Origin of the sequence: Bradyrhizobium sp. CCGE-LA001, assembly GCF_000296215.2 — a bacterium.
Lineage (GTDB): Bacteria > Pseudomonadota > Alphaproteobacteria > Rhizobiales > Xanthobacteraceae > Bradyrhizobium.
This window is the reverse complement of sequence record NZ_CP013949.1, coordinates 5829858-5852104: the sequence shown is the minus strand read 5'-3', so window position 1 is coordinate 5852104 and position 22247 is coordinate 5829858. Positions and strand designations below refer to the sequence as shown.

The window sequence follows — 22247 nt, the reverse complement described above, 5'->3', positions numbered from 1 at the left end:
GCGCGAATCCCCCTGCCGGGACAATACCATGGAAGGCAATGTCGCTGTCTGGGCGAGTCGCGCAAAGCGGCTCGTGCGGCTGGACAATGGCCGCGGTGAGCCGCGAGGGCAACCGGCGAGAGCCGCTTTTCCCAAGGGATTTATGCCGGGATGATACGGCTCTCGATGCGCGAATCAGGTTTGTCGCGCTGCGAATCAGCTCTTGAGCAGCGGATTGATCTTCTTGGCAAAATCCTCGAACGAGGTCTCGCCCTTGATCTTCTCGCCGTTGATGAAGAAGGTCGGCGTCGAATCCACCTTGAGAACGTCGCTGGCATATTTCTGGTCGGCGGCGATCTTGTCGAGCAGCGCCTGATCCTTCAGGCAGGCTTCGACCTGCTGCTGGGTGAGGCCGGCCTGCTTGCCGATCCGCGTCAGGGTCTCGGTGGTGTTCTTCAGCACCCAGTCGTTCTGCTGGCGGAACAGCATGTCGGTCACCGCGAAGTATTTCGAGGCGTCGCCATTGGCGATGCAGCGCGACAGCATCGAGCCGGCGGCGGCTTTGATGTCGAGCGGGAACTCGCGGAAGATGTAACGCACCTTGCCGGTGTCGATGTATTCCTTCTTGATCTTGGGGAACACCTGCTCGTTGAAGGCGGCGCAATGCGGGCAGGTCATCGAAGCGTATTCGGTGATGGTGACGGCGGCGTCGTTCGGGCCGAGCGCCATGTCAGGCAGCGACACCGGCTTGGCCACATCGGCGGCAGCCTGCGCCATGGCCTCGGACACGAACCGCAGCGGCGAGAGCCCGGCCAGCGCGGCAAGCCCGGTCAGCGACAGCATCATGGTGAAGGCGCGGCGGGTGATGATCACGGTCGGCTCCCGAATTGGCAAAAATATCGGCCCAGGGGTCCATCAAGTTCCCACCCGGGCGGCCTGTCGCTAGCTTGAAACGTCGATTGAGGCAATGGCGAGCGGCCAGGACAGGTCCAGATTAGCCGCCGAATGAGGCTCAATTTCGCTTGATGGCCGCCCCGAGGCGGGCCAGCGCCGTCTTCAGCTGTTCATCTTCGATATCGCCCAGGCTCTCCGCCACCTTGGCCACCGATTGAGCGTCCGGCGGGCCGGGCCGCTTCCGGGCCCGGGGCCGCGACAGGGGCGCTTGCCGGAAGGCCAGCTTGCCGACCGCACTCCAGCCGAAGAAACGGTTGACCCGCTCCAGGATCACGTCGGCGGAGTGCTGAATCTCCAGCGCCATCGGTCCCTCGACCCGCAGCACCAGGGTCGCCGGCTCCTGCGGCTGGCCCTCCACGGGCCGCGGCCATTGCATCTTCAGCGGCTCGGCATGGGCCGCGATCTCCGGCCCGGCGATCTGCGCCCACCGCGTCACCAGCTCGCGCGCGGCAAAGCCCTGCTTGGCGTAGGCCTCGGCAAAGACGTCGTCGAGCAGGAGCGACAGCGGCTTAGCGCTGATGGGACCGGGCTTGGGAGGAAATTTGGACATGGGGGCTTATAGCATCACCGCGTGCAACCGGCAGGTTCCTAGTCGTCATGGCCGGGCTTGTCCCGGCCATCCACGTTCTTCCTGCGAAGAAAGACGTGGATGCCCGCGACGAGCGCGGGCATGACGTGGAGAGATCGGCGCGTCATCGCTACAGTCAGACATGAGCTCGAAATCCGCCCTTAAGACGAAGCCGGAACCATTTGAGGCGGTCGTTTCGACCCGCCCCACCTTGCTGCTCGCCTGGTACGACCGCCACCGCCGTCGTCTGCCCTGGCGCGCCGCGCCCGGCGAGGCCTCGGACCCGTACCGCGTCTGGCTGTCGGAGATCATGCTCCAGCAGACCACCGTGAAGGCGGTCGGTCCCTATTTTGAAAAATTCGTGGCGCGCTGGCCGGATGTCACGGCGCTCGGCAAGGCTTCGCAGGATGACGTGCTGCGGATGTGGGCCGGGCTCGGCTATTACTCGCGGGCGCGCAACCTCCATGCCTGCGCGGTCGCGGTGACGTGCGAGCATGGCGGCGTCTTTCCCGATACCGAAGACGGCCTGCGTGCGCTGCCCGGCATCGGGCCGTACACCGCGGCGGCGATCGCCGCGATCGCGTTCGATCGCCGCACCATGCCGGTCGACGGCAACATCGAACGCGTGGTGTCGCGCCTGTTCGCGGTCGAGGAGGAGCTGCCGCAGGCCAAGCCGCGGATACAACAACTGGCCGCAACGCTGCTTGCAGACTCCCGCGCCGGCGACGAGAAGTCTCGCGCCGGCGACAGCGCGCAGGCGCTGATGGATCTGGGCGCCTCGATCTGCACGCCGAAGAAGCCGGCCTGCTCGCTGTGTCCGTTGAACGGGGACTGTACGGCGCGCGCGCAAGGGACGCAGGAGACGTTTCCGCGCAAGGCGCCGAAGAAGAGCGGAACGCTCAGGCGTGGCGCCGCCTTCGTCGTCGCGCGCGGCGATGAGCTGCTCGTCCGCTCGAGGCCGGAAAAGGGCCTGCTCGGCGGCATGACCGAAGTGCCCGGCTCGGACTGGCTCGCCGGTCAGGACGATGCGGCGGCGAAGCTGCAAGCGCCGGAATTGAAGGGGCTGTCTCGCTGGCAGCGCAAGGTGGGGGTCGTCACCCACGTCTTCACGCATTTCCCGCTGGAGCTGGTGGTCTACACGGCGAAGGTAGACGCCCGCGCCCGTGCGCCCGAAGGCATGCGCTGGGTGCCGATCGCAACGCTCGCCGGCGAAGCACTGCCTAATGTCATGCGCAAGGTGATCGCGCACGCGCTCGATTGAACCTTCAGGCGGCGCGGGCGGCGCGCTGGTCTTCCGCCGGCATCAGGAATGTGCGGTTGCGGCCGGTCTTCTTGGCGACATAGAGGCCCTGGTCGGCGCGCTCGATGACGTCCTGCACGTCGCGGTCGCTCTCGTCGAACAGCGCGAGCCCGACCGAGACCGTGAGGGGAATGACAATGTTGCCGTGGCGCACCGTCGCGCTCTCGATCGAGGTCCTGATGCGATCGGCGAGCAGCACGGCGGTCTCCTGGTCGATCTCGCGCAGCAGCACCACGAACTCCTCGCCGCCGAAGCGCGCGGCCTTGTCGGTGGTCCGGATCGACTGGCTGACGATCTCGGCGACGCGCTTGATGGCGTCGTCGCCGGCAGCATGGCCATGGGTGTCGTTGATCTTCTTGAAATGATCGATGTCGATCATCAGCGTCGCCATGTTGCGCTTGTAGCGGCGGCAGAACGCGACCGCGTCGTCGGCGACGGCGAGGAAGGACCGGCGGTTCATCAGACCGGTCATGAAGTCGGTGTCGGCGAGCTGGCGCAGCTTCAGCATGTCCTCCTGAAGCTGCATCGCGTTTTCGGTGGCGCGCAGCTCGGCCTCCTTCGTACGCTCTTCGGCAAGGCCGATGCGGCGGAGCAGCGAGCGCAGCGCGCGCGAGAGCTGCACGACCTCGGCCGAGCCGCTCTGCCGCGCCAGCATGGTGGGGCCGTGGGCGCGACCGATGCGGTCGGCTTCCCCGGTGATGGCGATGATCGGACCGGCGATCCGGCGCGAGACCAGGATGGCCAGGGACAGTCCTGTCAGTGCCGTCACGGCACCGATGGCCAGGATCGTGTACGCCGACGAGATCGCGGCCGCGAGCGCCACACTCGCCGGCTGGCTCGCGGTGACGATCCAGTTCAGTCCCTGATAATCGCGGTAACCCGTGCCGACGTGGAATGCGGTCAGCATCTGCTGCTCGTCCGCGGTCTCGCGGAAGGTGCCGACGCGGGTCTTCAGAATGCCGGCGAGGTCCTCGCCGCCATAGCGGACGGTCTCCTGCTTTGGTCCGACCAGGACCATACCGCCCTTGCTGAGTATAGACAGCTGCGTCTTGGCGCTGCCGTCAGTGGCTTCGGCGTCCTTGATCAGGTTGCTGGCCCAATTCCAGTCGAGATGTCCGCCGAGCACGCCGAGCAGCTTGCCCGCGGCGTCGTGCACGGGAACGGCGATGTCGACGAAGCGATAGGGTTCGTTGTTGGCGCGCTGCGTCAGCAGCGAGGCGAGCAGGAGAGCCTCATGCACATCGCCAATGGCGACGCTCTTCAGGCCCTGCCTGAACCACGGCCGCGCTGCCACGGACTTGCCTTGCAGCAGGCCACCGGTTGCGGCGACGACGTTGCCTTCGGCATCGGCAAAGCCGATCCATGCGAAGTCGGAAAAGGAGCGCTGGAGAGCTTCGAGCGCGCTGCGCAGCGCGGCCGGATCGCCCTGCCATAGCGGCTGCATCGGTTGCAGCTCCGCGAACAGCTTGATTTCCTGCTGGCGCGTTGCCATGAAGCGGTCGAGGCGGCCCGAAGTTGTGGAGGCGATCTGCGTCAGACTGCTCTCGATGAGGGTCGCCGTATTTCTATAGCTGATGAGCGCGGCGCCGGCAGCGAGGGTGCCAACGAGGACGATCGACAAGGCCGCCACGGCAGCGGCGATCTGCGTCCGTACCGTCAGGTGGTCTTCAATTGCGTGCAGGCGGTTCTTGGCCTGGTGCAACAGCGCGCGCATGGGAAAGCTCCGGTGTCACGGTGACTTGTCCCATGCGGTAACTTCCAACCGCTTACCGCCAGGGATTCCCTTGGCAATGTGTTGAATCGGCCGTGAAGCCGTTTGGTTGAAATGACCTTAATTTGCGCGGAAGCCGCGGGTCTCGCCGGAACGTGCAGGTCTTCACCTGCCGCGATGCGGGATGATGGTTGCTGACACCAGGTTGTCAGCAGCCCTGGACTATCCATGATGGGCAACGGAGGTTCGCATGGTCAAAACAGCGCTCGACAACTTTCCAAGGCCGCCCTGCGCCGAACTGCTGGGCTGGCGCCTCCTCGATGCGCGCCCGCAGGAGGGCTGGATCAGGCTCGGCTTCGACGGCAAGCCGGAGTTTTGCAACCCCGCAGGTTTCATCCAGGGCGGCATGCTCTCGGCGATGCTTGACGACACGATGGGGCCGGCGGTGCTGGTGATGAGCGACGGCCGGCTTTACACCACGACCATCAGCATGACCGTGAATTTCCTCAGTCCGGCCAAGCCCGGACCGATCATCGGCGAAGCCCAGGTGACGCAGCTCGGCAAGACCATTGCCTTTGTCGAGGGCAAACTGATGTCGGAGGACGGCACCGTGTTGGCGACAGCGAGCGCGACTGAGCGATTGCTGGAAGCGGCGAGGGTGGTGAAGTAGACGACTTCGACGCAGGCTCGCTTCCTTCTCGCCTTGTGGGAAAAGGTGGCGCGAAGTGTCGGATGAGAGGTGTGTCTCAGCGATTCAAACTGGGAGACGAATGAGCGGAGACATACCCCTCACCCAAGTGAGGCCGTGTCTACCGGCGTCGCTGTCCTCTCCCGCAAGGGGCGAGCACAGTCATGCGCACCTCGCCTTGTGCAGAACTCACGTCCTTGCGCGCGCGTACTTGCTTACAATCGCCGGCTTCGCATTCAGCGCTTCCACCTGGAATCCCGCGACGCGCTTGTAGTTGGCGGCGATGTCTTCCAGCTCCTGCTGCGACAGCACGTCGGTGACGACGTCGTAGCCGTCAGGCGCGCGCTCCTCGACCAGCTGCATCACCTGCTCCGGGCCGTTCTTGCGATTGAGCAGGACGAGGTCGGTGGTCGCGGGCCGCCGCTCGGCTTCGTAGGCGAGCAGCGCGGCTTGGGTGGGTCCATGCACCAAAATCTCGCGCGTGATGGTGCGGGCATCGAGGATCGCCTGCGAGGCGCCGTTCGAGCCGATCGGATACATGGGGTGCGCGGCATCGCCCATCAGCGTGACCTTGCCGAACGTCCATTGCGACACCGGATCTCGGTCGACCAGCGGATATTCATAGGCATGCGGGCAGTTCCTGATCAGGCCGGGCACGTCGAGCCAGTCGAACCGCCAGCTTTCGAACCAGGGCAGAAACTCCTCGAGGCGCGCGGTACGGTTATAGTCTTCGCGGCGCCATTGATAGGTCGGCGGCATGTGGCGCTCGGCGACCCAATTGATCAGATGATTGCCCGCTTCGTCCGGCGCCTTCGAAATCGGATAGCAGACGAATTTCAGGATCTCGTGCCCGGCCATGATCATGGTGCGGCCAGTGAGGAAGGCTTTCGCCGGCGTGACGCCGCGCCAGAGGATGCGACCGTTCCAGATCGGCGGGCCTTCGCCGGGATAGAGCTTTTCTCGCACGGCGGAATGGATGCCGTCAGCGGCAATCAGGATCGCGCCATCGTAGCCGCCTGCGGCCTTGCCGGTCGCCCTGTCGATGAAATCGGCGTGCACGCCATCGGCGGTCTCGGTCCAGCCGGTGAGATGATGGCTGGTGAGGATGTTCTCGCGGCCGAGCCGCTCGACGGCAGTGTCGAGCAGGAGCTGCTGGAGCGTGCCGCGATGGATCGAGAATTGCGGCCATTTGTAGCCGGCTTCGAGGCCCCGCGGTTCGCTCCAGATCGGCTTGCCGTGCTTGGAGAAATAGGCGAGCTCGCGCGTCCGCACGCCGCTGGCGTCCAGCTTCTCCATCAGGCCGAGCTCGATCAGCTCGCGCACCGCATGTGGCAGCACGTTGATGCCGACGCCGAGCGGCTTCAATTCCGCGACGCTCTCGAACACTTTTGCGGGAACGCCGATCCCGTGCAGGCTCAGCGCAAGCGTCAATCCGCCGATACCGCCACCGGCGATGAGTACGGTCATGAGAATGCCCCTCCGATTGGAGGCGTCTTCGCACAGGCGGGCGGCGGTGGGCAACTGCGAAGAGGATATCGTGCTATGGACCTCGGGGGCGACAGCCGTTATTTTCCGGCTTTCCCATGAGGTCCGACATGCTCAAGCTCTACTACGCCACCGGCACCTGCGCGCTCGCCACCTACATCACCCTGGAGGAGGCGGGCGCCGACTACACGGCCGAACGGCTGAGCTTCAAGGACAACCAGCAGAACAGCCCGGCCTATCTCGCCATCAACCCGAAGGGCCGCGTCCCGGCGCTGGTGACCGATCGCGGCGTCCTGACCGAGACGCCGGCGATGCTGGCTTACCTCGCGCAAGTCTTCCCCAAGGCGAAGCTCGCGCCGCTCGACGATCCCTTCGATTTCGCCCAGGTGCAGTCGTTCAATTCCTATCTCTGCTCGACCGTGCACATCAATCACGCCCACAAGATGCGCGGCGCGCGCTGGGCGACGCAGGAAAGCTCGTTCGCCGACATGAAAGCGAAGGTCCCGCAGACCATGGCCGCCTGCTTCTCCCTGATGGAGCAGAAGATGTTCAGGGGGCCTTGGGTGATGGGCGAGCAGTTCACGATCTGCGATCCCTATCTCTACACGCTCTCGACCTGGCTCGAAGGCGACAGCGTCGACATCAATGCCACGCCGAAGATCGCCGACCATTTCAAGCGCATGTCGGACCGGCCTGCGGTCCGCAAGGTGATGGAAGCGCAGAAGGCGTAGGGAGCAGCAAAGCTCTTGTAGGGTGGGCAAAGGCGCGCAGCGCCGTGCCCACCATGCTTCCAAGATTGCCGCACAAGTGGTGGGCACGCTTCGCTTTGCCCACCCTACGGGAGCTTGCGCTTGGCTTGCTCCAATTCCCGTCCCGTCTCCAGCATCAGCCTTCTCAGCCAGATCGAGCCCGGGTCCATCTGCGCGCGGGTTGGATGGAACATGAACTGCTCGTCGATCCCCGGGTCGAGCGGCGGCGTCACCGTGACGAGGCCGAGTTGCTTCGACAGCGCTGCGATCAGCCGGCGCGGCACGAAGGCGACGAGATCGGTGCGGGCAGCGACGTGCAGCGCTTCGAGATAGCCTGACACCACCAGGGCGATGTGCCGCTCGATCCCCTTGGTGCGCAGCCAGGGGTCAATCAGATCCTCATTGCCGCCGCGAATGATCACGCCGACATGGCGGGCCGCCAGGAACGTCTCCCGCCGCTTCAGCTTCGCGCCGATCGGATGGCCGCGGCGCACGGCCAGCGCGTCGCTGTCGGTATAGAGCAGCTGGCGGTGGAAACCCTTGAAGGCGTTGCCGATCGAGATCACGAGGTCGATGGTGCGGGCGAATTCGGCATGGAAGATCGCCGATCCGCGCCACGGCACCACGTCGATGCGGACGTTGGGGGCGGCGCGCGTCACCTTCTCCATCAAGGGCGGCATCAACAGCTCGACCGCGAGATCCGGCATCATCAGGCGGAATTGCCGCTCGCTGCGCGCCGCGTCGAAATCCTCCGGCACGAACAGCCCGCGCACCTGGTCGAGCGCCTGCGCCAGCGGCACGCGCAGGGCCAGCGCTCGCGGCGTCAGCTCCATCCGTGCGCCGGTGCGCACCAGCAGCGGATCGCCGAAGATGTCACGCAGGCGCTGCAGCGCGTGGCTCGTCGCCGGCTGAGACAGGCCGATGCGCATGGCCGCGCGGCTGACATTGGCCTCGCGCAGCAATGCGTCGAGGGCGGTCAACAGATTGAGGTCAAGCGAATTCAAATTCATAAGGTGAATAGATATCATGCTCTATATCGATTTGAAGAATGCCAATTGTTCGACGATCATCTCGGCGTTGTCACACAAGGAGATGCCGCCATGAGCGCGAGCACCAACAAGAAACTGCTGCAGGATATCTTTGCCGCGGCCGCCGACCCTGATCCCGCCGCGCGCGACCGCGCGCTGTTCACCGCAAGCCTCGCCGACGACGCCCAATGGATCGTGACCGGGCAGTATTCCTGGTCGCGCACCTTTGCCGGCAAGGAGTCGATCCTCAACGATCTGCACGGCTATGTCCGCACCCGCCTGCGTGACCGCACGCGCACCGTCGCCGATCGCTTCATTGCCGATGGCGATATCGTCGTGGTGGAAGCCAAGGGCGACAACGTCACCCCCGCGGGCGTGCGCTACGACAACGACTATTGTCTCGTGTTTCGCCTGGAGGACGGCAAGATCAAGGAGATCCGGGAATATTGCGACTCGATCCTGACCGAGAAGGCGCTCGGTCCTTTTCCGCAGGCACTGCTGAGGCCTGCGAGCTGAGTGGATCGCATGCAGAGTCCGCCGACCGATCTCATCCTGCACAGATGTCGATGCTCGTGCGCGCCTGGCAGGCGCTGGCCGGGACCGTCCGTATCAGGCGCGAGCGGTCCCGGGCTCGGTATCAGCTCGCCGCGATGACCGAGCGGGAGTTGCTGGACTTTGGGATGACCCGGGCGGAGATCGTGTACGAGCTGCATAAGCCCCGGCGGAGGAAATGACGAGGGAGGTGGCCGGTCCGGCGGAACCTTTTGGGTTCCGCCGGCGTTTCCTTCGCTTCCGGGGCAATTGCGCCCCCGGCATCGCGCGCGTTTGGGAATTTCATGCTGGTTGGGGCTTCGGACGTTTCGACACGGGTGGGCCGCAGCTTCCCAGGACTCCGTGATCGACTGAGAGATGCGACTGCGGCTGCTCACCGGGAGCTCGATGCGCAGCTTTCATCGTTCGATCTGACCGTCGTGGCGGGCTATCGTCGCTTTCTTCAAGCCAGCGCTGGCGCGCTACTTCCGCTTGAAGCGGCGCTCGTCGACGCAGGCGTCGCCAGCATGTTTCCGGATTGGCCGGAGCGGTCGCGTAGCGCCGCGATCGCGGCCGATCTCGGACGGCTCGGCAGTGCCGCGCAACCCACCGTGTCCGTGCCGCCGCTGACGTCCGGCGGGATGCTCGGCACCATGTATGTGCTGGAAGGCTCCCGGCTCGGAGCCAAGTTCCTGCTGAAGGAGGTCGCCGACGCCGCCGACCCGCGCATCACGGAGGCGACCAGCTATCTGAGCCATGGCGCGGGCAAGCGGCTCTGGCAGAGCTTCCTGTCGAAGCTGCAAAGCGAAGAGGTCAGCGACGAGGATGAGGTGATCGAAGCGGCGCGCGCGGCCTTCGCGGCGTTCGAGCGGGCGGCGGACCGGGCATGAACGAGGCCGTCAATCTCACCAATTGCGATCGGGAGCCGATCCACGTTCCCGGCAGTGTGCAGCCCTTCGGCTTCCTGCTCGCGGTGCTCTCGGACTTCACGATCTGCATGGCCTCGGACAATGCCGGCAGCTTCCTCGGGGCCGACGTCGCCGATCTGTTGCAGCGGCCGTTATCGAGCGTGATCTCGGAAGCGGCGGTCGAGACGATCCGCAACCGTGTCGATCATCTCGCAGGGCCGGACGCGACCGAGCGTCTGTTCGGTGTCGAGCTCCAGGCCGGCAAGCCGCTTTACGATCTGTCGATCCATTTCTCGGGCGCCTATCTCGTGGTGGAAGCCGAGCCCAGCGTCAACGAGCCGGGCGTCAATTCCGGCGAGCTCGTGCGCCTGATGCTGGAGCGCATCCGCAAGACGCGCGGCATGACCGATCTCGCTCGCGAGGCGGCGCGCCAGCTCAAGGTGCTGACCGGCTTCGACCGGGTGATGGTCTACCAGTTTCACCCGGACGGATCGGGCGAGGTCATCGCCGAGACGGCGGAGGCCGGGCTCGAATCGTTCTTCGGCCTGCGTTATCCGGCTTCGGACATCCCGCGGCAGGCCCGCGCGCTCTACCAGCGCAACTGGCTGCGCATCATCGCCGACGTCAATACCCGGCCGGCCGCGCTGGTGTCGACGGCCACGCACAATGCCGGACTGCTCGACCTCTCGATGAGCGTGCTGCGCTCGGTGTCGCCGATCCACATCGAATACCTCCGCAACATGGGCGTCGCCGCCTCGATGTCGGTGTCGATCCTGCGCGACGGTAAGCTGTGGGGCCTGTTCGCCTGCCATCATTATTCGCCGCGTTACATCTCGTTCGACAAGCGTACGGCGTCCGAGCTGTTCGGCCAGATGTTCTCCTGGATCGTCGAAGGGCGCGAGCGGGAGGGCGACGTCGCCTATGAGGCCCGCGCGCACCAGGTGCAGGAGCGGCTGATTGAGATCGCAGCCTCGCACGAGCACAGCCGGCGCGCGATCGTCGATTTTCTCGGCGACTATCGCAAGATGATCGCGTGCGACGGCGTCGCGGTCTGGTCCGACGACAGGATTGCATGCGAGGGTGAGACGCCGACGGAGGACGAGGTGAAGGACCTCGTCGCCTTCATCAACCGCACCTCGCCGGGCCGGATCTTCGCCAGCGCCGAGATCGCCAAGGTCTACGCCGCCGGTGAGGCCTTCCGCGACCGCGCCGCCGGCTTTCTCGCCATCCCGATCTCGCGCACGCCGCGCGATTGCCTGATCTTCTTCCGCCGAGAGGTGACGCGCTCGGTCAACTGGGCCGGTGCTCCCGACAAGGTCTATGACGAGGGCCCCAACGGTCCCCGGCTGACGCCGCGCAGAAGCTTCGAACTGTGGCAGGAGACCGTGGCGGGCCAATCGAAGCCGTGGTCGGTCGCCGACATTCGCATCGCCGAGAGCCTGCGCGTCACCCTGCTCGAGGTGATCCTGCAACTGTCCGACCTCGCCGCGCGTGAGCGGCGCGGCGCGCAGGAGCGGCAGGAACTGATGATTGCCGAGCTCAATCATCGGGTCCGCAACATCCTGAGCCTCGTCCGCGCGCTAGTGGCGCAGAGCAAGGACACCGCGACCAGCATCGAGGAATTCGCCAGCGTTCTCGGCGGCCGTATCCAGGCACTGGCGCGCGCGCATGACCAGATCACCAATCTCAATTGGGCACCGGTGGCGCTGCGCACCCTGGTCGAATCCGAGGCGGGCGCCTATCTCGGCTCGCGCGCCGACCGCGTGAAGATGGGCGGCCCCGACGTCGCGCTCGATCCCAAGGCTTTCGCGACGCTGGCGCTCGTCGTGCACGAGATGATGACCAACTCCGCCAAATACGGCGCGCTTGCCGATTCCACCGGCAATGTCGAAGTGGTCTGGCGCCTCGATCCGTCTTCCAGCCTCGTCATCGAATGGAAGGAGAGCGGCGGTCCGCCGGTGCAGCCGCCCTCGCGGCGCGGCTTCGGCACGACGATCATCGAGCGGTCGGTGCCGTTCGATCTCAAGGGCGATGCCGAAATTCGCTTCGACCTTCTGGGTGTGCACGCGAAATTCGTCATTCCCCCCAATTTCGTCCAGCTATTGCCGTCCATCGCGGGAGCCGCCATGCGCATTGAAGAGCAGAAATCCGCCAAGCCCAGGATTTCCGAGACGGCCCTGATCGTCGAGGACAACCTGATCATCGCGATGGCCGCCGAGGTCATCCTGCTCGACCTCGGCGCCCGTCACGTCGACACCGCCGCGACTGTCGATCAGGCGCTGCGCTCGATCGAGCGCACCCGGCCGAGCTTTGCCCTGCTCGATCTCAACCTCGGCAGCGAGAGCAGCATCAAGGTGGCGCACAAGCTGAAGGAGATCGGCGTGCCCTTCATGTTCGCGACCGGCTATGGCGAGCGCGCGCCGCTTCCGGCGGAGCTGGCCTCGGTGCCGGTGGTCCAGAAGCCCTACACGCTGGAAGTGGTCGAGAACGCGCTCGGGAAATTGCAGCAGGTTAGCGCCGGGTAAACCTTCGTGGGCCGAACTCTGCATGGCGCTGCGGATTTCTGCTCGGCTGTGCACGGCTGCCGATAAAAATCGGCACGTCTTGTGCGGGCCGGTCCTGCGCGCGCGAACAATTTGAAGGTTCAATTAACGAGTGTCCCCCATTGTGCCGCGGTGCAGCGTGAGTCGCATCGACGCGATGTGAGGCTGCCGGGGTGGCCGCGACATCGCCGGAATCGTTCGGCCGCTCGAAGTGACATGCATCTGGGTGGACAGTGGGAATGGCGAAGTTTCGTTTGCGGATCAGGGGACGCCTGTACGCAGGCTTCATGGCCCTCGTGGCGGTCGGTCTGGTGATGGCGGTGGTTGCCGTCTGGAATTTGCAGGCGGTGCAGGATCAGGTTGCAAGACAATCCGCGCTGTCGGACAGCACGGCGCGCGTGCTGGAGATCTCGACCCATCTGCAGGCGATCCAGCGCGCCAATCTGCGCTACGTCTATGACGCCAATGAGTCCGCCATGAAGGAAGCCCAGGAGCGGGAAGCCGCGGCGACCGAGCTGTTGCAGGTCGCGGCGAAAGGCGCGCTCTCGGAGGAGCGGAAGAAGCTCTACAACGGCCTCATCGACGACATCGCCAAGATGCGGCGCCTGCGCGACAATCTCTCCGACGCCGTCAATGAAGCGAGGACGGGCAAGGCGTCTCTGCTGCCGGGCGGAGAGGAGCTGGCGGCCAAGATGAGCAAGCTGGCCGATACGGCGCGCGCCGCCGTCGATGAAGACACCGCGGCCCTGGTCGCGGACCTCGAATCCAGGGTCCTCCTGGTCCGGATCGCGAACTGGCGTTTCCTGGCCTTGCGCGATGCGCAGGGGCCGGCCAACTTCAGGGCGAGTGTGGACAGGGCGGCACAACGGCTTTCGGCGCTGGAAAAGAGCCCTCAAGCGACGGAGTTGCGTGCCACGCTCGCGCCCGTGAAGACCTCGCTCGGAATCTACAAATCCGCATTCGAGACGACCTCGGCTGCGATGCTTCAGGCCGACGAGATCTATCACAAGAGCCTCGCCCCGCTGATCGTCGACAGCATCGCCAGGCTCAAGGCCGCGGAAGCGACGCTGAAGACGGACTATCAGGACTCGCGCAGCCACGCCGAGGCCGTGATCGCGAGCACGACGACCGTTCAGGAAGTCGCAGGCGGTCTCGCCATCCTGTTCGGCGGCATCGTCGCCTTCCTGATCGCCCGCAGCATCGTCGGGCCCCTGGCCTCGATGACGCGCGCGATGGGGCAGCTGGCCGGCGGCAATCTCGCGGTCGAGATTCCCGGGCGCGGCAAGGCCGACGAGATCGGCGACATGGCCAAGGCGATCCAGGTGTTCAAGGACAACATGATCGACACCGAGCGCATGCGCGCCGAGCAGAGCGAGCTCGAGGCGCGGCAGGCCGAAAGCCGCAAGCAGGACATGGTCAGGCTCGCCGACCAGTTCGAGCAGGCCGTCGGCGAGATCGTCAATACCGTGTCGTCGGCATCGAACGAGCTCGAGGCCTCGGCCGGCACGCTGACCACGACCGCCTCGCGCGCCCAGGATCTGTCGACCGAGGTGGCCTCCGCATCGCAGGAAGCCACCGCCAACGTGCAGGCAGTCGCCTCGGCCACCGAGGAGCTGTCCTCCTCGGTCGGCGAGATCGCCCGTCAGGTGCAGGAATCCGCCCGGATCGCCGGCGAGGCCGTCGGCCAGGCCAGCAGGACCAATGACCGCGTCGGCGAGCTCTCCAAGGCGGCGGCGCGGATCGGCGACGTGGTCGAGTTGATCAGCACCATCGCTGGCCAGACCAATCTCCTCGCGCTCAACGCCACCATCGAGGCCGCGCGCGCTGGCGAAGCCGGTCGCGGCTTTGCCGTGGTCGCGACCGAGGTCAAGGCGCTGGCCGAGCAGACCGCGAAGGCGACCGGCGAGATCGGCCAGCAGATCGCCAACATCCAGGCCGCCACGGAGCAGTCGGTCGGCGCCATCAGGGAGATCAGTGGCACCATCGAGCGGCTGTCCGAGATCTCCGCGACGGTCGCGGCCGCCGTGGAAGAGCAGGGCGCAGCCACGCGGGAAATCTCCCGCAACGTGCAGCAGGCTGCCCAGGGCACCCAGCGCGTCTCGACCAATATCGGCGACGTGCAGCGCGGCGCCTCCGAGACCGGCTCGGCCTCCTCGCAAGTGCTCTCGGCGGCGCGGTCGTTGTCGGCCGACAGCAATCGCTTGAAGATCGAGGTCGAGAGGTTCCTCGAGACGGTCCACGCCGCCTGAGTTCTAAAAGCAAGAGGCCACGCGCATGCGCGTGGCCTCTAACAACGTCCCGGCGCGATCAGGCCACCTTGGTGGTCATGTGCTTGAACATGTTGGCTCGCGCCTCGTCGTCCATCTCGGCCTTGAAGGTGAACTTGTCCTTCAGCGCGACGGCGCGCGCGGCCGCCGGCCGCGCCGAGATCTCGTCCACCAGCCGCTTCACGTTCGGGTACCGCGTAAAGGCGTCGTCGCCGAGCTTGAACGGCACCATCCGTGCCCAGCCCCACAGCGCCATGTCGACGATCGAATAGCTGTCGCCGACCATGTAACGGCGGCCGTTGAGATGGCCGTCGAGAATCCTGTAGTGGCGGTCGGTCTCGTACTGGTAGCGGTTATGGGCGTAGTCGTGGTTCTGCTCCTTCGGCGCAAAGTGCTTGAAGTGCACCGCCTGCCCCGAATACGGCCCGACGCCGGTCGCAACGAACATCAGCCAGGACAGCGTCTCGCCGCGCACGCTGGCGGGGGGCAGAAACTTGCCCGTCTTCTCGGCGAGATAGAGCAGGATGGCGTTCGAGTCGAACACGATGGTGCCGTTGTCGTCGATCGCCGGCACCTTGCCGTTCGGATTGATCTCGAGGTAGTCCGGCGTGAACTGCTCGCCCTTGCGGGTATCGATCTTCACCGGCTCGTACGGCAGTCCCGCCTCTTCGAGATAGAGCGCGACCTTGGTCGGGTTCGGCGATCCGTTGAAATAGAATTTGAGCATCGATCTCCCCAATGTTGTTGCCGAAGCGGGCGCGGTGTCATTGCCGCGGTCCCCACTTGCCCGAACCTGCTCCGCGAGAGCAACCGCCGAGTTTGCCGGGCGGTATCTGCGCGGTGCGCAGATCAGGAGGCGTAACAAAGGCCGATGGCCGCCGTAATGACCATCGCTGCGCCCACGGCCTCCAGCCGCAATCCGAGCCTCGCGGCGAGATGCATGTCCGACGCACGCGCCTTGCGCTCCGATCCGCGCGCGTAGCCGTGCACGATGACGTCATGGTTGAAGTTATCGTGCGCCTCGTTGCTGCTGGCGAGTCCGACGCAGACCACGAGCACGCCGAATAGGGCGAGGCCGAAGAAGCCTAACAGCGCGATCAGGAACATCGGAAACATGCCGAGCAGGAAGATCGGCAGCAAAGGCACCAGCAGCAATGTCTCGGACTGTCGTCGCATGGGAGCCGGACCGGGACGGGACTGATCGGTAAAATCTAGTCCTGCCTGGCGCCTCCTTCAAGATGCCGTAGGGTGGGCAAAGGCGCGGAGCGCCGTGCCCACCGGCACTGCTTCCATCTGGATGGACGGGGATGGTGGGCACGCTTTCGCTTTGCCCACCCTACGAGATCGCGAAAGCCGCTACTCCGCCATGCCGGCGCGGATCTCGGCGCGGAGTTCGTCGATCAGCTTGAGGCCCTTCTTGGTCTCGACATGCCAGAAGGTCCAGCCGTTGCAGGCTTGCGAGCCTTGCGCCACGGCGCCGATGCGGTGGATCGAGCCGACCTTGTCACCCAGCATGATGGCGCCGTCGGCGCGCACCAGGGCGCCGAGCTTCTTCTTGGCGTCGAACAGTTTCGTGCCGGGCATGATCATGCCGCGCTCGATCAGCTCGGAGAACGCCACCCGTGGCGCTTCGCGCGCGGTCATGAATGGGGCGAGGCTCGCTTCCGGCAGCGGCTCGACCGCGGCGATGCGCGCTTCCGCGGCCTTCGCATAGGTCTTGTCGCGCTCGAAGCCGATATAGGAGCGGCCGAGACGCTTGGCGACCGCGCCCGTGGTGCCGGTGCCGTTGAAGGGATCGATCACGAGATCGCCGGGCTTGGAGGAGGACAGCAGCACGCGCGCGAGCAGGCCTTCCGGCTTCTGCGTCGGATGCACTTTCTTGCCGTCGGCGCCCTTGAGGCGCTCCTCGCCGGTGCACAGCGGGATCAGCCAGTCGGAGCGTGCCTGCACGTCCTCGTTGGCCGCCTTCAGCGCCTCGTAATTGAACGTGTAGCCCTTGGCCTTCTCGTCGCGCGCGGCCCAGATCATGGTCTCGTGCGCATTGGTGAAGCGGCGGCCGCGGAAATTCGGCATCGGGTTGGTCTTGCGCCAGACGATGTCGTTCAGGAGCCAGAAGCCGAGGTCCTGCATGATGGCGCCGACGCGGAAGATGTTGTGATAGGAGCCGATCACCCAGATCGTCGCCGACGGCTTCATCGCGCGGCGTGCGGCAAGCAGCCAGGCGCGGGTGAAATCGTCATAGGCGGAGAACGAATCGAACTTGTCCCAATCGTCGTCGACGGCGTCGACATGGGATTCGTCGGGGCGCTTCAGGTCGCCCTTGAGCTGGAGATTGTAGGGCGGATCGGCGAACACGAGATCGACCGAACCAGCCTGAAGCTTCGACATCTCGGCGACGCAATCGCCGAGGATGATGCGATGCGAGGCGGACTCAAAATTTGTGCGGGGCGCCCTTGCAGACGCCCCGCGACGCGACTCTACCATGACTCAAGAACTCTGACTCAGGCGACGCTGTCGGCGACGCGGGACCAAACAACCGACTGACCGTTACATTGAAGCGGCAAAGTAAAAATCGACTTAACCCGCCGCTTTCGTGGGCAACACTCGCATCGCGTTCTGCGTGCATGTCGTCGTGCGCATACGCCGTGTTTTATAGTGTATTTCGCGGTTGCTCGCGTTGCGGAAGCAATCATGGCTCCAAAAAGGCTGCAAATTTCTCTCGGAAAAAATTGCTCGACCCTCGGAAAAATTTGCTGGCACCGGCATGCTGTCGCACTAGGCAATTTTTGCCGGCCACGATATTGATAAAAGCAACGGAAATTTTACGTGTGTGGCGCGTTGAGCTTTGGCGTCGATGCGCACCGACGAACTTGAACCAGGGACCCCGAGGGGAAGGCCGCCATGCGTTACGATGACTTCCGCCGCAGCGACGACATCGAGGATCGTCGCGACGAAGGTGGTGGCTTTGGCGGCGGCGGAGGCGGCGGGTTCGGCCTGCCCATGGGCGGCGGCGGGCTCGGCATCGGCACCATCATCATCCTCGGCCTGGTCGGCTATGCCTTCGGCATCGACCCGCGCATCCTGATCGGCGGCGCCGAGATCCTCACCGGCGGCGGCCATGCGCCGACCTACCAGACCGATCGCCAGTCCTCTTCCGGCAAGCGCGGCGCGCCCACCGACGAGATGGGCAGCATGATCTCGGGCATCCTCGGCGAGATCGACGACCGCTGGACCGAGATTTTCCAGGCCAACGGCCAGACCTATACTGGTCCGAAGATCGTGCTGTTCCGCAACGCCACCAATGGCGGCCGCTGCGGCATGGCGCAGTCGGCGATGGGTCCGTTCTATTGCCCGCCGGACCGCACCATCTTCCTCGACACCAGCTTCTTCCGCGAGGTCGAGACGCGATTCCGCGGCTGCTCCGGCAAGTCGGCGTGCAATTTCACCACGGCCTACATCATCGCGCACGAGGTCGGTCATCACATCCAGAACCTGCTCGGCATCATTCCGCGCGTGACACGCCTGCAGCAGCAGGCCGGCAGCAAGGCCGAAGCCAATGCGCTTCAGGTGAAGGTCGAGTTGCAGGCCGACTGCCTGTCCGGCGTCTGGGTCAACCGCGAGGCCAAGAAGCGCCCGAACTTCCTCGAGCCCGGCGACATCGACGCCGCCCTGTCCACGGCGAGCGCGATCGGGGACGATACGCTGCAGCGCCAGGCCACGGGACGCGTCGTGCCGGATTCCTTCACCCACGGCTCGGCGGCGCAGCGCAAGCAGTGGTTCATGACCGGCTATCAGCAGGGCACGGTGCAGGCCTGCAACACGTTCGGCGGTGGGCAATAGCAAAGTCTCGTGCCCCGGACGCGGCGCAGCATGGAATGCTGAGCCGCTGAGCCGGGGGCCCACAGCCTCGGTTTCAAGCCAATGGGTCCCGGCTCTGCGAAGCAGCGCTTACGCGCTGCATCGCGTCCGGGACACAAGAGGATAAAGCACAATGGCCTCCATCGACGAGACAAAGCAGTTCATCCCGCTCAACATCGCGGTGCTCACGGTGTCGGACACGCGCGCGCTCGCGGACGACAAGTCGGGCCAGACGCTGGCCGATCGCCTGACCGAGGCGGGTCATCAGCTGGCCGCGCGCGAGATCGTCACCGACGATGTCGAGGCGATCCGCGCCGTGATCCGCCGCTGGATCGCGGATGCCGGGGTCGATGTCGTCATCACCACCGGCGGCACCGGCTTTACGGGACGCGACGTCACGCCGGAGGCGATCGAGCCGCTGTTCGAGAAGCGCATGGACGGCTTCTCGATCGCGTTCCACATGCTGAGCCACGCCAAGATCGGCGCGTCGACGATCCAGAGCCGCGCCACGGCGGGCGTCGCGGGCGCGACCTATATCTTCTGCCTGCCCGGTTCGCCCGGCGCCTGCCGCGACGGCTGGGACGGCATCCTCAAGGCCCAGCTCGACTACCGCACGCGGCCCTGCAATTTCGTCGAGATCATGCCGCGGTTAGATGAGCATCTGCGAAGGCCGAAGGCGCAGGGCGCGACGGTTTGAACACGAGCTGGCGCGGATCATGTTGATCCGCACACGGACGATTAGAGGAGCGAACGATTCGCATTGATGTGCCCTCGCCCCTTGTGGGAGAGGCAGCTCCGCTGGTAGACACGAGCTCGCTTGGGTGAGGGGTTCTCTCAGCGCACGCCGTGTGGATAGATACCCCTCATCCGGCGCTTCGCGCCACCTTCTCCCACAAGGGGAGAAGGAAGTAAGTGCCTCGATCAATTAAAGATCCCGCTCCCAGGTCTCCCCAACCAGATCCTGCCCGAAGCTGCGATGCGGCTCGGTGGCGACGAGCTCAAAGCCCGCACTCTTGTAGATGCCACGGGCGGCAACCAGGATGCTCTGCGTCCACAGCGTCATCCTGCTGTAGCCTCTCTCGCGGGCGCCCTGGATGCATTGCTCGACCAGCGCTCGGCCGACGCCGAGCCCCCGCGCTTTCCTCTCCACCTGCAACAGGCGCAGCTTGGCGACCTCGTCGCTGGCCTTGACCAGAAAGACCGAGCCGACGGGCTCGCCGTCCACTTCCGCGATCCAGCAGTGCTCGCGCGCCGCGTCGTAGTTCCTGATGAACTGCGCGCAGATCTCGGCGACCAGCGCCTCGTAGCTGACGTCCCAGCCGTAGTCCGCAGCGTAGGCGGCGCCCTGTCGCGAGATGACCCATCCCATGTCGCCCACGCGGTGGCTGCGCAGCATGAAAGCCGCGGGCTGGCTTCGACGTTGCTCCAGCACGGCCTCGATGGTCGCCATCGCCTGAGTCAGCCGCGTTGCGTCGTCGGCCGAAAGCTGAGCCAGCATGGCCGCAACTTCATTTTGCGAGCCCAGGTTCAGCTTGGCAAACGCCTGGCGGCCCTTGGCGGTGAGGCTGAGCTGGTATTGCCTGCGATCGGCGGGCAGGGGCCTTCGCGTGATAAGCCCCTTTTCGTCGAAGCTTTGCACGATGCGGCTGAGATAGCCGGGGTCGAGACCGAGCTCGTTGCCGATCTCCTTGGCTGCGATGTCATCCCGATGGGCGAGCTCGTAGAGCACGCGGGCCTCGCTGAGCGAGAACGGGCTCTGTCCAAGGTGCTGGTCGAGTACGCCGAGCTTGCGGGTATAAAAGCGGTTGAAGGCGCGAACCGCTGCGATCTGGTCGTCGATACCGTTCATTGCCATGAGATCACCTCGATACTTGCCATTGTCAATTAATTATTTGACTTTGGCAAGTATCTGGCGCTCTCACCCGGCCATGACGATCCGGCTGCGCAGCATGGTGCGGGATGAGCGTCCGAGCCGGCGGAGCAGCCGTGCCTCGGCGCGGCGGGCCTGCGGTGGGTATCCGCCGAGCCGGTCATAATGATCGCGCGCGATCAAAAGCCCCTGATCGCCGAGCGGGCCCACGAGCTTGCGGGCTACGGCGCGGAGAATGTCGCGGACTCCGGTGTCGGCATAAGGTGAGCGCGCATAGCGAAACACCGCCGCGCGATCCCGCCCGCTCGCCGAGACGGCCTGGATGAACTGGGTGGTCTCCTCGATCCAGCCGGTCTCCAGCACAGCGCCGGCCGGCAGGAACATCAGCCACGGCGAACGGGCCTGGCGTGCGCCGGCGGCGAAGGCGGCAGCTTGGGAGGATGGCTCGATGCCGATGAAACGGCAACCGGCAACGTCGGCGACGCGTTCGATGACGCCATTGCCGGCGCCATCGACCAGGAGGACCTCGCGGATGATGCCGGCAGCCGCGCCGGGAACGAGCGCGGCCAGCGTTGCGACCGCCGTCTGCTCGACGCCCTCGGTTGGAATGATGACGCTCAGCATGATTGAGACTTCAATGTCTGCAATTCGGGAGAAGCGTAGCTCTTCATGATGTTGTCATAAACACGTGACGCTGCCGAGTGCAACTTTCCGGCGGTGCCTCGGCATGCAATGGTAAACTCCGTCGTAGCCGAATATGTCGTGCGCAGGATGAGATTCTGCCGAATGTTTCGGCACGAGTTCATCCGGACCGTATTAATCCGGACGACCGTGGAACGACCGGGCTCGTTTGCAATCGTACAAGGAATGCATCGGCTACAACGCACCGGCGAACGGGAAGAGCATACGATTTGTGCCGACGGAGGCTTTGCATGAACGCCGATCACCTTGCCGCCAGCGCCGCAGCCGCAACGCCGAAGCAGGACGCCGCGCCGACGTTGCGGATTCGCGCGCTGATGCTCGGCGACCGCATCAACGCTTCCGGCCTCGAGCTCGGCACGTTGGTGTCCTCGACGCCGGCCGCCTTCCGCGTCCATGCCGGCCTCGTCGTGATCTTCCGCTACGGCGTCGTGGTGCTGATCGGTCTTTTGCCTTCGGAGGAGAAGGTCGTGATCGACAGTCTGAAGTCGCGCGTGATCGGCGAGCTCAGCCCCCATGAGGAGGAGACCGCGCAGGCGCAGCTCTGCAAGGATGAGAATGCCGAGGCGATCCAGCCGGGCGGTCCAATCTGCCTCGCCAAATTCTCCGACGACCGCCTGCTCCTGATCGCGGACGCGCTCGCCAAGAGCACCTCGTTGGCGCGCGACGAGCGGCGCGTCGCCGCGGTCTTCGACGTGATCGAGCCGTTCGCGCGCATGCTCGCCGAGCAGGGTCGCACGCCGCCCGGCCGCAAGGGCATCCTGCAACTGATCGGAAACGCGCTGCTGGTGCAGCAGCGCGTCGCCGGCCGCGTCGCCGTGGCCGAAAAACCCGACGTGCTCTGGGAGAAGCCCGAGCTCGATCGGCTCTATTCACGTCTCGAGGACGAGTACGAGCTGAAGGAGCGCCTCGACACGCTCGAGCGCAAGCTCGCGGCCGTGTCGGAGACCGCGAATGCGCTTACCGACATCATCGACACAAGGCGCTCACTCCGCCTCGAGATCGCGGTGGTGGTGCTGATCGTCATCGAGGTCGTGATTAGCTGTTACCAGATATTGACGGGCACGCATTAGTTCGGACTGCGTATTCTTGTGCCCTCTCTCCTTGCG

Annotated in this window: 21 protein-coding genes; 11 read left to right on the top strand and 10 right to left on the bottom strand. The window is 65.2% G+C overall.

What is annotated here, in order from left to right; translation table 11 throughout:
- Window positions 1–195 precede the first annotated feature (195 nt).
- Together BCCGELA001_RS27370 and BCCGELA001_RS27365 are read right to left on the bottom strand one after the other, a co-directional pair.
- Window positions 196–852, bottom strand: a complete 657-nt coding sequence (locus BCCGELA001_RS27370; protein WP_008565102.1) for a DsbA family protein — start codon at window positions 850–852, stop codon at window positions 196–198.
- A 139-nt stretch (window positions 853–991) separates the two neighbouring features.
- A complete protein-coding gene (locus BCCGELA001_RS27365) occupies window positions 992–1483 on the bottom strand; it encodes a DUF721 domain-containing protein (RefSeq protein ID WP_008565099.1) in 492 nt (163 codons plus the stop codon).
- Window positions 1484–1643: 160 nt separating this feature from the next.
- Between BCCGELA001_RS27365 and mutY the strand changes: the two genes are divergently transcribed.
- A complete protein-coding gene (gene mutY / locus BCCGELA001_RS27360; RefSeq protein ID WP_060736742.1) occupies window positions 1644–2762 on the top strand; it encodes an A/G-specific adenine glycosylase in 1119 nt (372 codons plus the stop codon).
- 4 nt (window positions 2763–2766) lie between these two features.
- Here the strand turns inward: mutY and BCCGELA001_RS27355 are convergent, their stop codons facing one another.
- Window positions 2767–4515: a sensor domain-containing diguanylate cyclase gene (locus BCCGELA001_RS27355; protein WP_008565086.1), complete on the bottom strand. Its 1749-nt coding sequence runs from the start codon at window positions 4513–4515 to the stop codon at window positions 2767–2769.
- A 247-nt stretch (window positions 4516–4762) separates the two neighbouring features.
- On the opposite strand from BCCGELA001_RS27355, the gene BCCGELA001_RS27350 reads away from it, so the two are divergent.
- Window positions 4763–5182, top strand: a complete 420-nt coding sequence (locus BCCGELA001_RS27350) for a PaaI family thioesterase (protein WP_008565084.1) — start codon at window positions 4763–4765, stop codon at window positions 5180–5182.
- 207 nt (window positions 5183–5389) lie between these two features.
- Here the strand turns inward: BCCGELA001_RS27350 and BCCGELA001_RS27345 are convergent, their stop codons facing one another.
- Complete coding sequence (locus BCCGELA001_RS27345; protein ID WP_008565082.1) at window positions 5390–6667, bottom strand: flavin-dependent oxidoreductase; 1278 nt, start codon at window positions 6665–6667, stop codon at window positions 5390–5392.
- A gap of 128 nt (window positions 6668–6795) precedes the next feature.
- Between BCCGELA001_RS27345 and BCCGELA001_RS27340 the strand changes: the two genes are divergently transcribed.
- Entirely contained in the window at window positions 6796–7416 is a 621-nt protein-coding gene (locus BCCGELA001_RS27340) for a glutathione S-transferase family protein (RefSeq protein WP_008565080.1), read from the top strand.
- Window positions 7417–7520: 104 nt separating this feature from the next.
- On the opposite strand, the gene BCCGELA001_RS27335 is transcribed toward BCCGELA001_RS27340, so the two are convergent.
- The gene (locus tag BCCGELA001_RS27335; protein WP_008565078.1) at window positions 7521–8444 is read right to left on the bottom strand and encodes a LysR family transcriptional regulator; all 924 of its coding nucleotides are present in this window, start codon (window positions 8442–8444) and stop codon (window positions 7521–7523) included.
- Between the two features lie 90 nt (window positions 8445–8534).
- Here BCCGELA001_RS27335 and BCCGELA001_RS27330 point away from each other — a divergent pair, with 90 nt between their 5' ends.
- The 5 genes from BCCGELA001_RS27330 to BCCGELA001_RS27315 all read left to right on the top strand — a co-directional run bounded on the left by BCCGELA001_RS27330 (window position 8535) and on the right by BCCGELA001_RS27315 (window position 14693).
- On the top strand, window positions 8535–8978 hold the full coding sequence (locus BCCGELA001_RS27330; RefSeq protein ID WP_060737868.1) for a nuclear transport factor 2 family protein: 444 nt from the start codon (window positions 8535–8537) through the stop codon (window positions 8976–8978).
- A 44-nt stretch (window positions 8979–9022) separates the two neighbouring features.
- The gene (locus BCCGELA001_RS39480) at window positions 9023–9196 is read left to right on the top strand and encodes a DUF1127 domain-containing protein (protein WP_008565075.1); all 174 of its coding nucleotides are present in this window, start codon (window positions 9023–9025) and stop codon (window positions 9194–9196) included.
- Between the two features lie 30 nt (window positions 9197–9226).
- Entirely contained in the window at window positions 9227–9883 is a 657-nt protein-coding gene (locus BCCGELA001_RS27325; RefSeq protein WP_335339428.1) for a biliverdin-producing heme oxygenase, read from the top strand.
- On the top strand, window positions 9880–12426 hold the full coding sequence (locus tag BCCGELA001_RS27320) for an HWE histidine kinase domain-containing protein (RefSeq protein ID WP_060736740.1): 2547 nt from the start codon (window positions 9880–9882) through the stop codon (window positions 12424–12426). The genes BCCGELA001_RS27325 and BCCGELA001_RS27320 overlap by 4 nt, the downstream gene beginning before the upstream one ends.
- A 257-nt stretch (window positions 12427–12683) precedes the next feature.
- On the top strand, window positions 12684–14693 hold the full coding sequence (locus tag BCCGELA001_RS27315; protein WP_060736739.1) for a HAMP domain-containing methyl-accepting chemotaxis protein: 2010 nt from the start codon (window positions 12684–12686) through the stop codon (window positions 14691–14693).
- 58 nt (window positions 14694–14751) lie between these two features.
- Here the strand turns inward: BCCGELA001_RS27315 and BCCGELA001_RS27310 are convergent, their stop codons facing one another.
- The 3 genes from BCCGELA001_RS27310 to BCCGELA001_RS27300 form a co-directional block, all read right to left on the bottom strand.
- Window positions 14752–15438: a glutathione S-transferase family protein gene (locus BCCGELA001_RS27310; RefSeq protein WP_008565046.1), complete on the bottom strand. Its 687-nt coding sequence runs from the start codon at window positions 15436–15438 to the stop codon at window positions 14752–14754.
- 122 nt (window positions 15439–15560) lie between these two features.
- Window positions 15561–15887, bottom strand: coding sequence for a hypothetical protein (locus BCCGELA001_RS27305; protein ID WP_008565044.1), 327 nt, complete (start codon window positions 15885–15887; stop codon window positions 15561–15563).
- 180 nt (window positions 15888–16067) lie between these two features.
- A complete protein-coding gene (locus BCCGELA001_RS27300) occupies window positions 16068–17195 on the bottom strand; it encodes a site-specific DNA-methyltransferase (RefSeq protein WP_060736738.1) in 1128 nt (375 codons plus the stop codon).
- 417 nt (window positions 17196–17612) lie between these two features.
- On the opposite strand from BCCGELA001_RS27300, the gene ypfJ reads away from it, so the two are divergent.
- Entirely contained in the window at window positions 17613–18551 is a 939-nt protein-coding gene (ypfJ, locus tag BCCGELA001_RS27295) for a KPN_02809 family neutral zinc metallopeptidase (protein WP_060736737.1), read from the top strand.
- 151 nt (window positions 18552–18702) lie between these two features.
- On the top strand, window positions 18703–19266 hold the full coding sequence (gene moaB, locus BCCGELA001_RS27290; RefSeq protein ID WP_060736736.1) for a molybdenum cofactor biosynthesis protein B: 564 nt from the start codon (window positions 18703–18705) through the stop codon (window positions 19264–19266).
- A gap of 228 nt (window positions 19267–19494) precedes the next feature.
- Here moaB and BCCGELA001_RS27285 read toward each other — a convergent pair whose 3' ends face one another.
- Together BCCGELA001_RS27285 and BCCGELA001_RS27280 are read right to left on the bottom strand one after the other, a co-directional pair.
- Window positions 19495–20424 (bottom strand): bifunctional helix-turn-helix transcriptional regulator/GNAT family N-acetyltransferase, encoded by a 930-nt coding sequence (locus BCCGELA001_RS27285; protein WP_060736735.1) that lies wholly within the window; start codon window positions 20422–20424, stop codon window positions 19495–19497.
- A gap of 63 nt (window positions 20425–20487) precedes the next feature.
- A complete protein-coding gene (locus BCCGELA001_RS27280; protein WP_008565021.1) occupies window positions 20488–21063 on the bottom strand; it encodes a hypothetical protein in 576 nt (191 codons plus the stop codon).
- 308 nt (window positions 21064–21371) lie between these two features.
- Here BCCGELA001_RS27280 and BCCGELA001_RS27275 point away from each other — a divergent pair, with 308 nt between their 5' ends.
- The gene (locus BCCGELA001_RS27275) at window positions 21372–22211 is read left to right on the top strand and encodes an RMD1 family protein (RefSeq protein WP_060736734.1); all 840 of its coding nucleotides are present in this window, start codon (window positions 21372–21374) and stop codon (window positions 22209–22211) included.
- The last annotated feature ends 36 nt before the right edge of the window (window positions 22212–22247 follow it).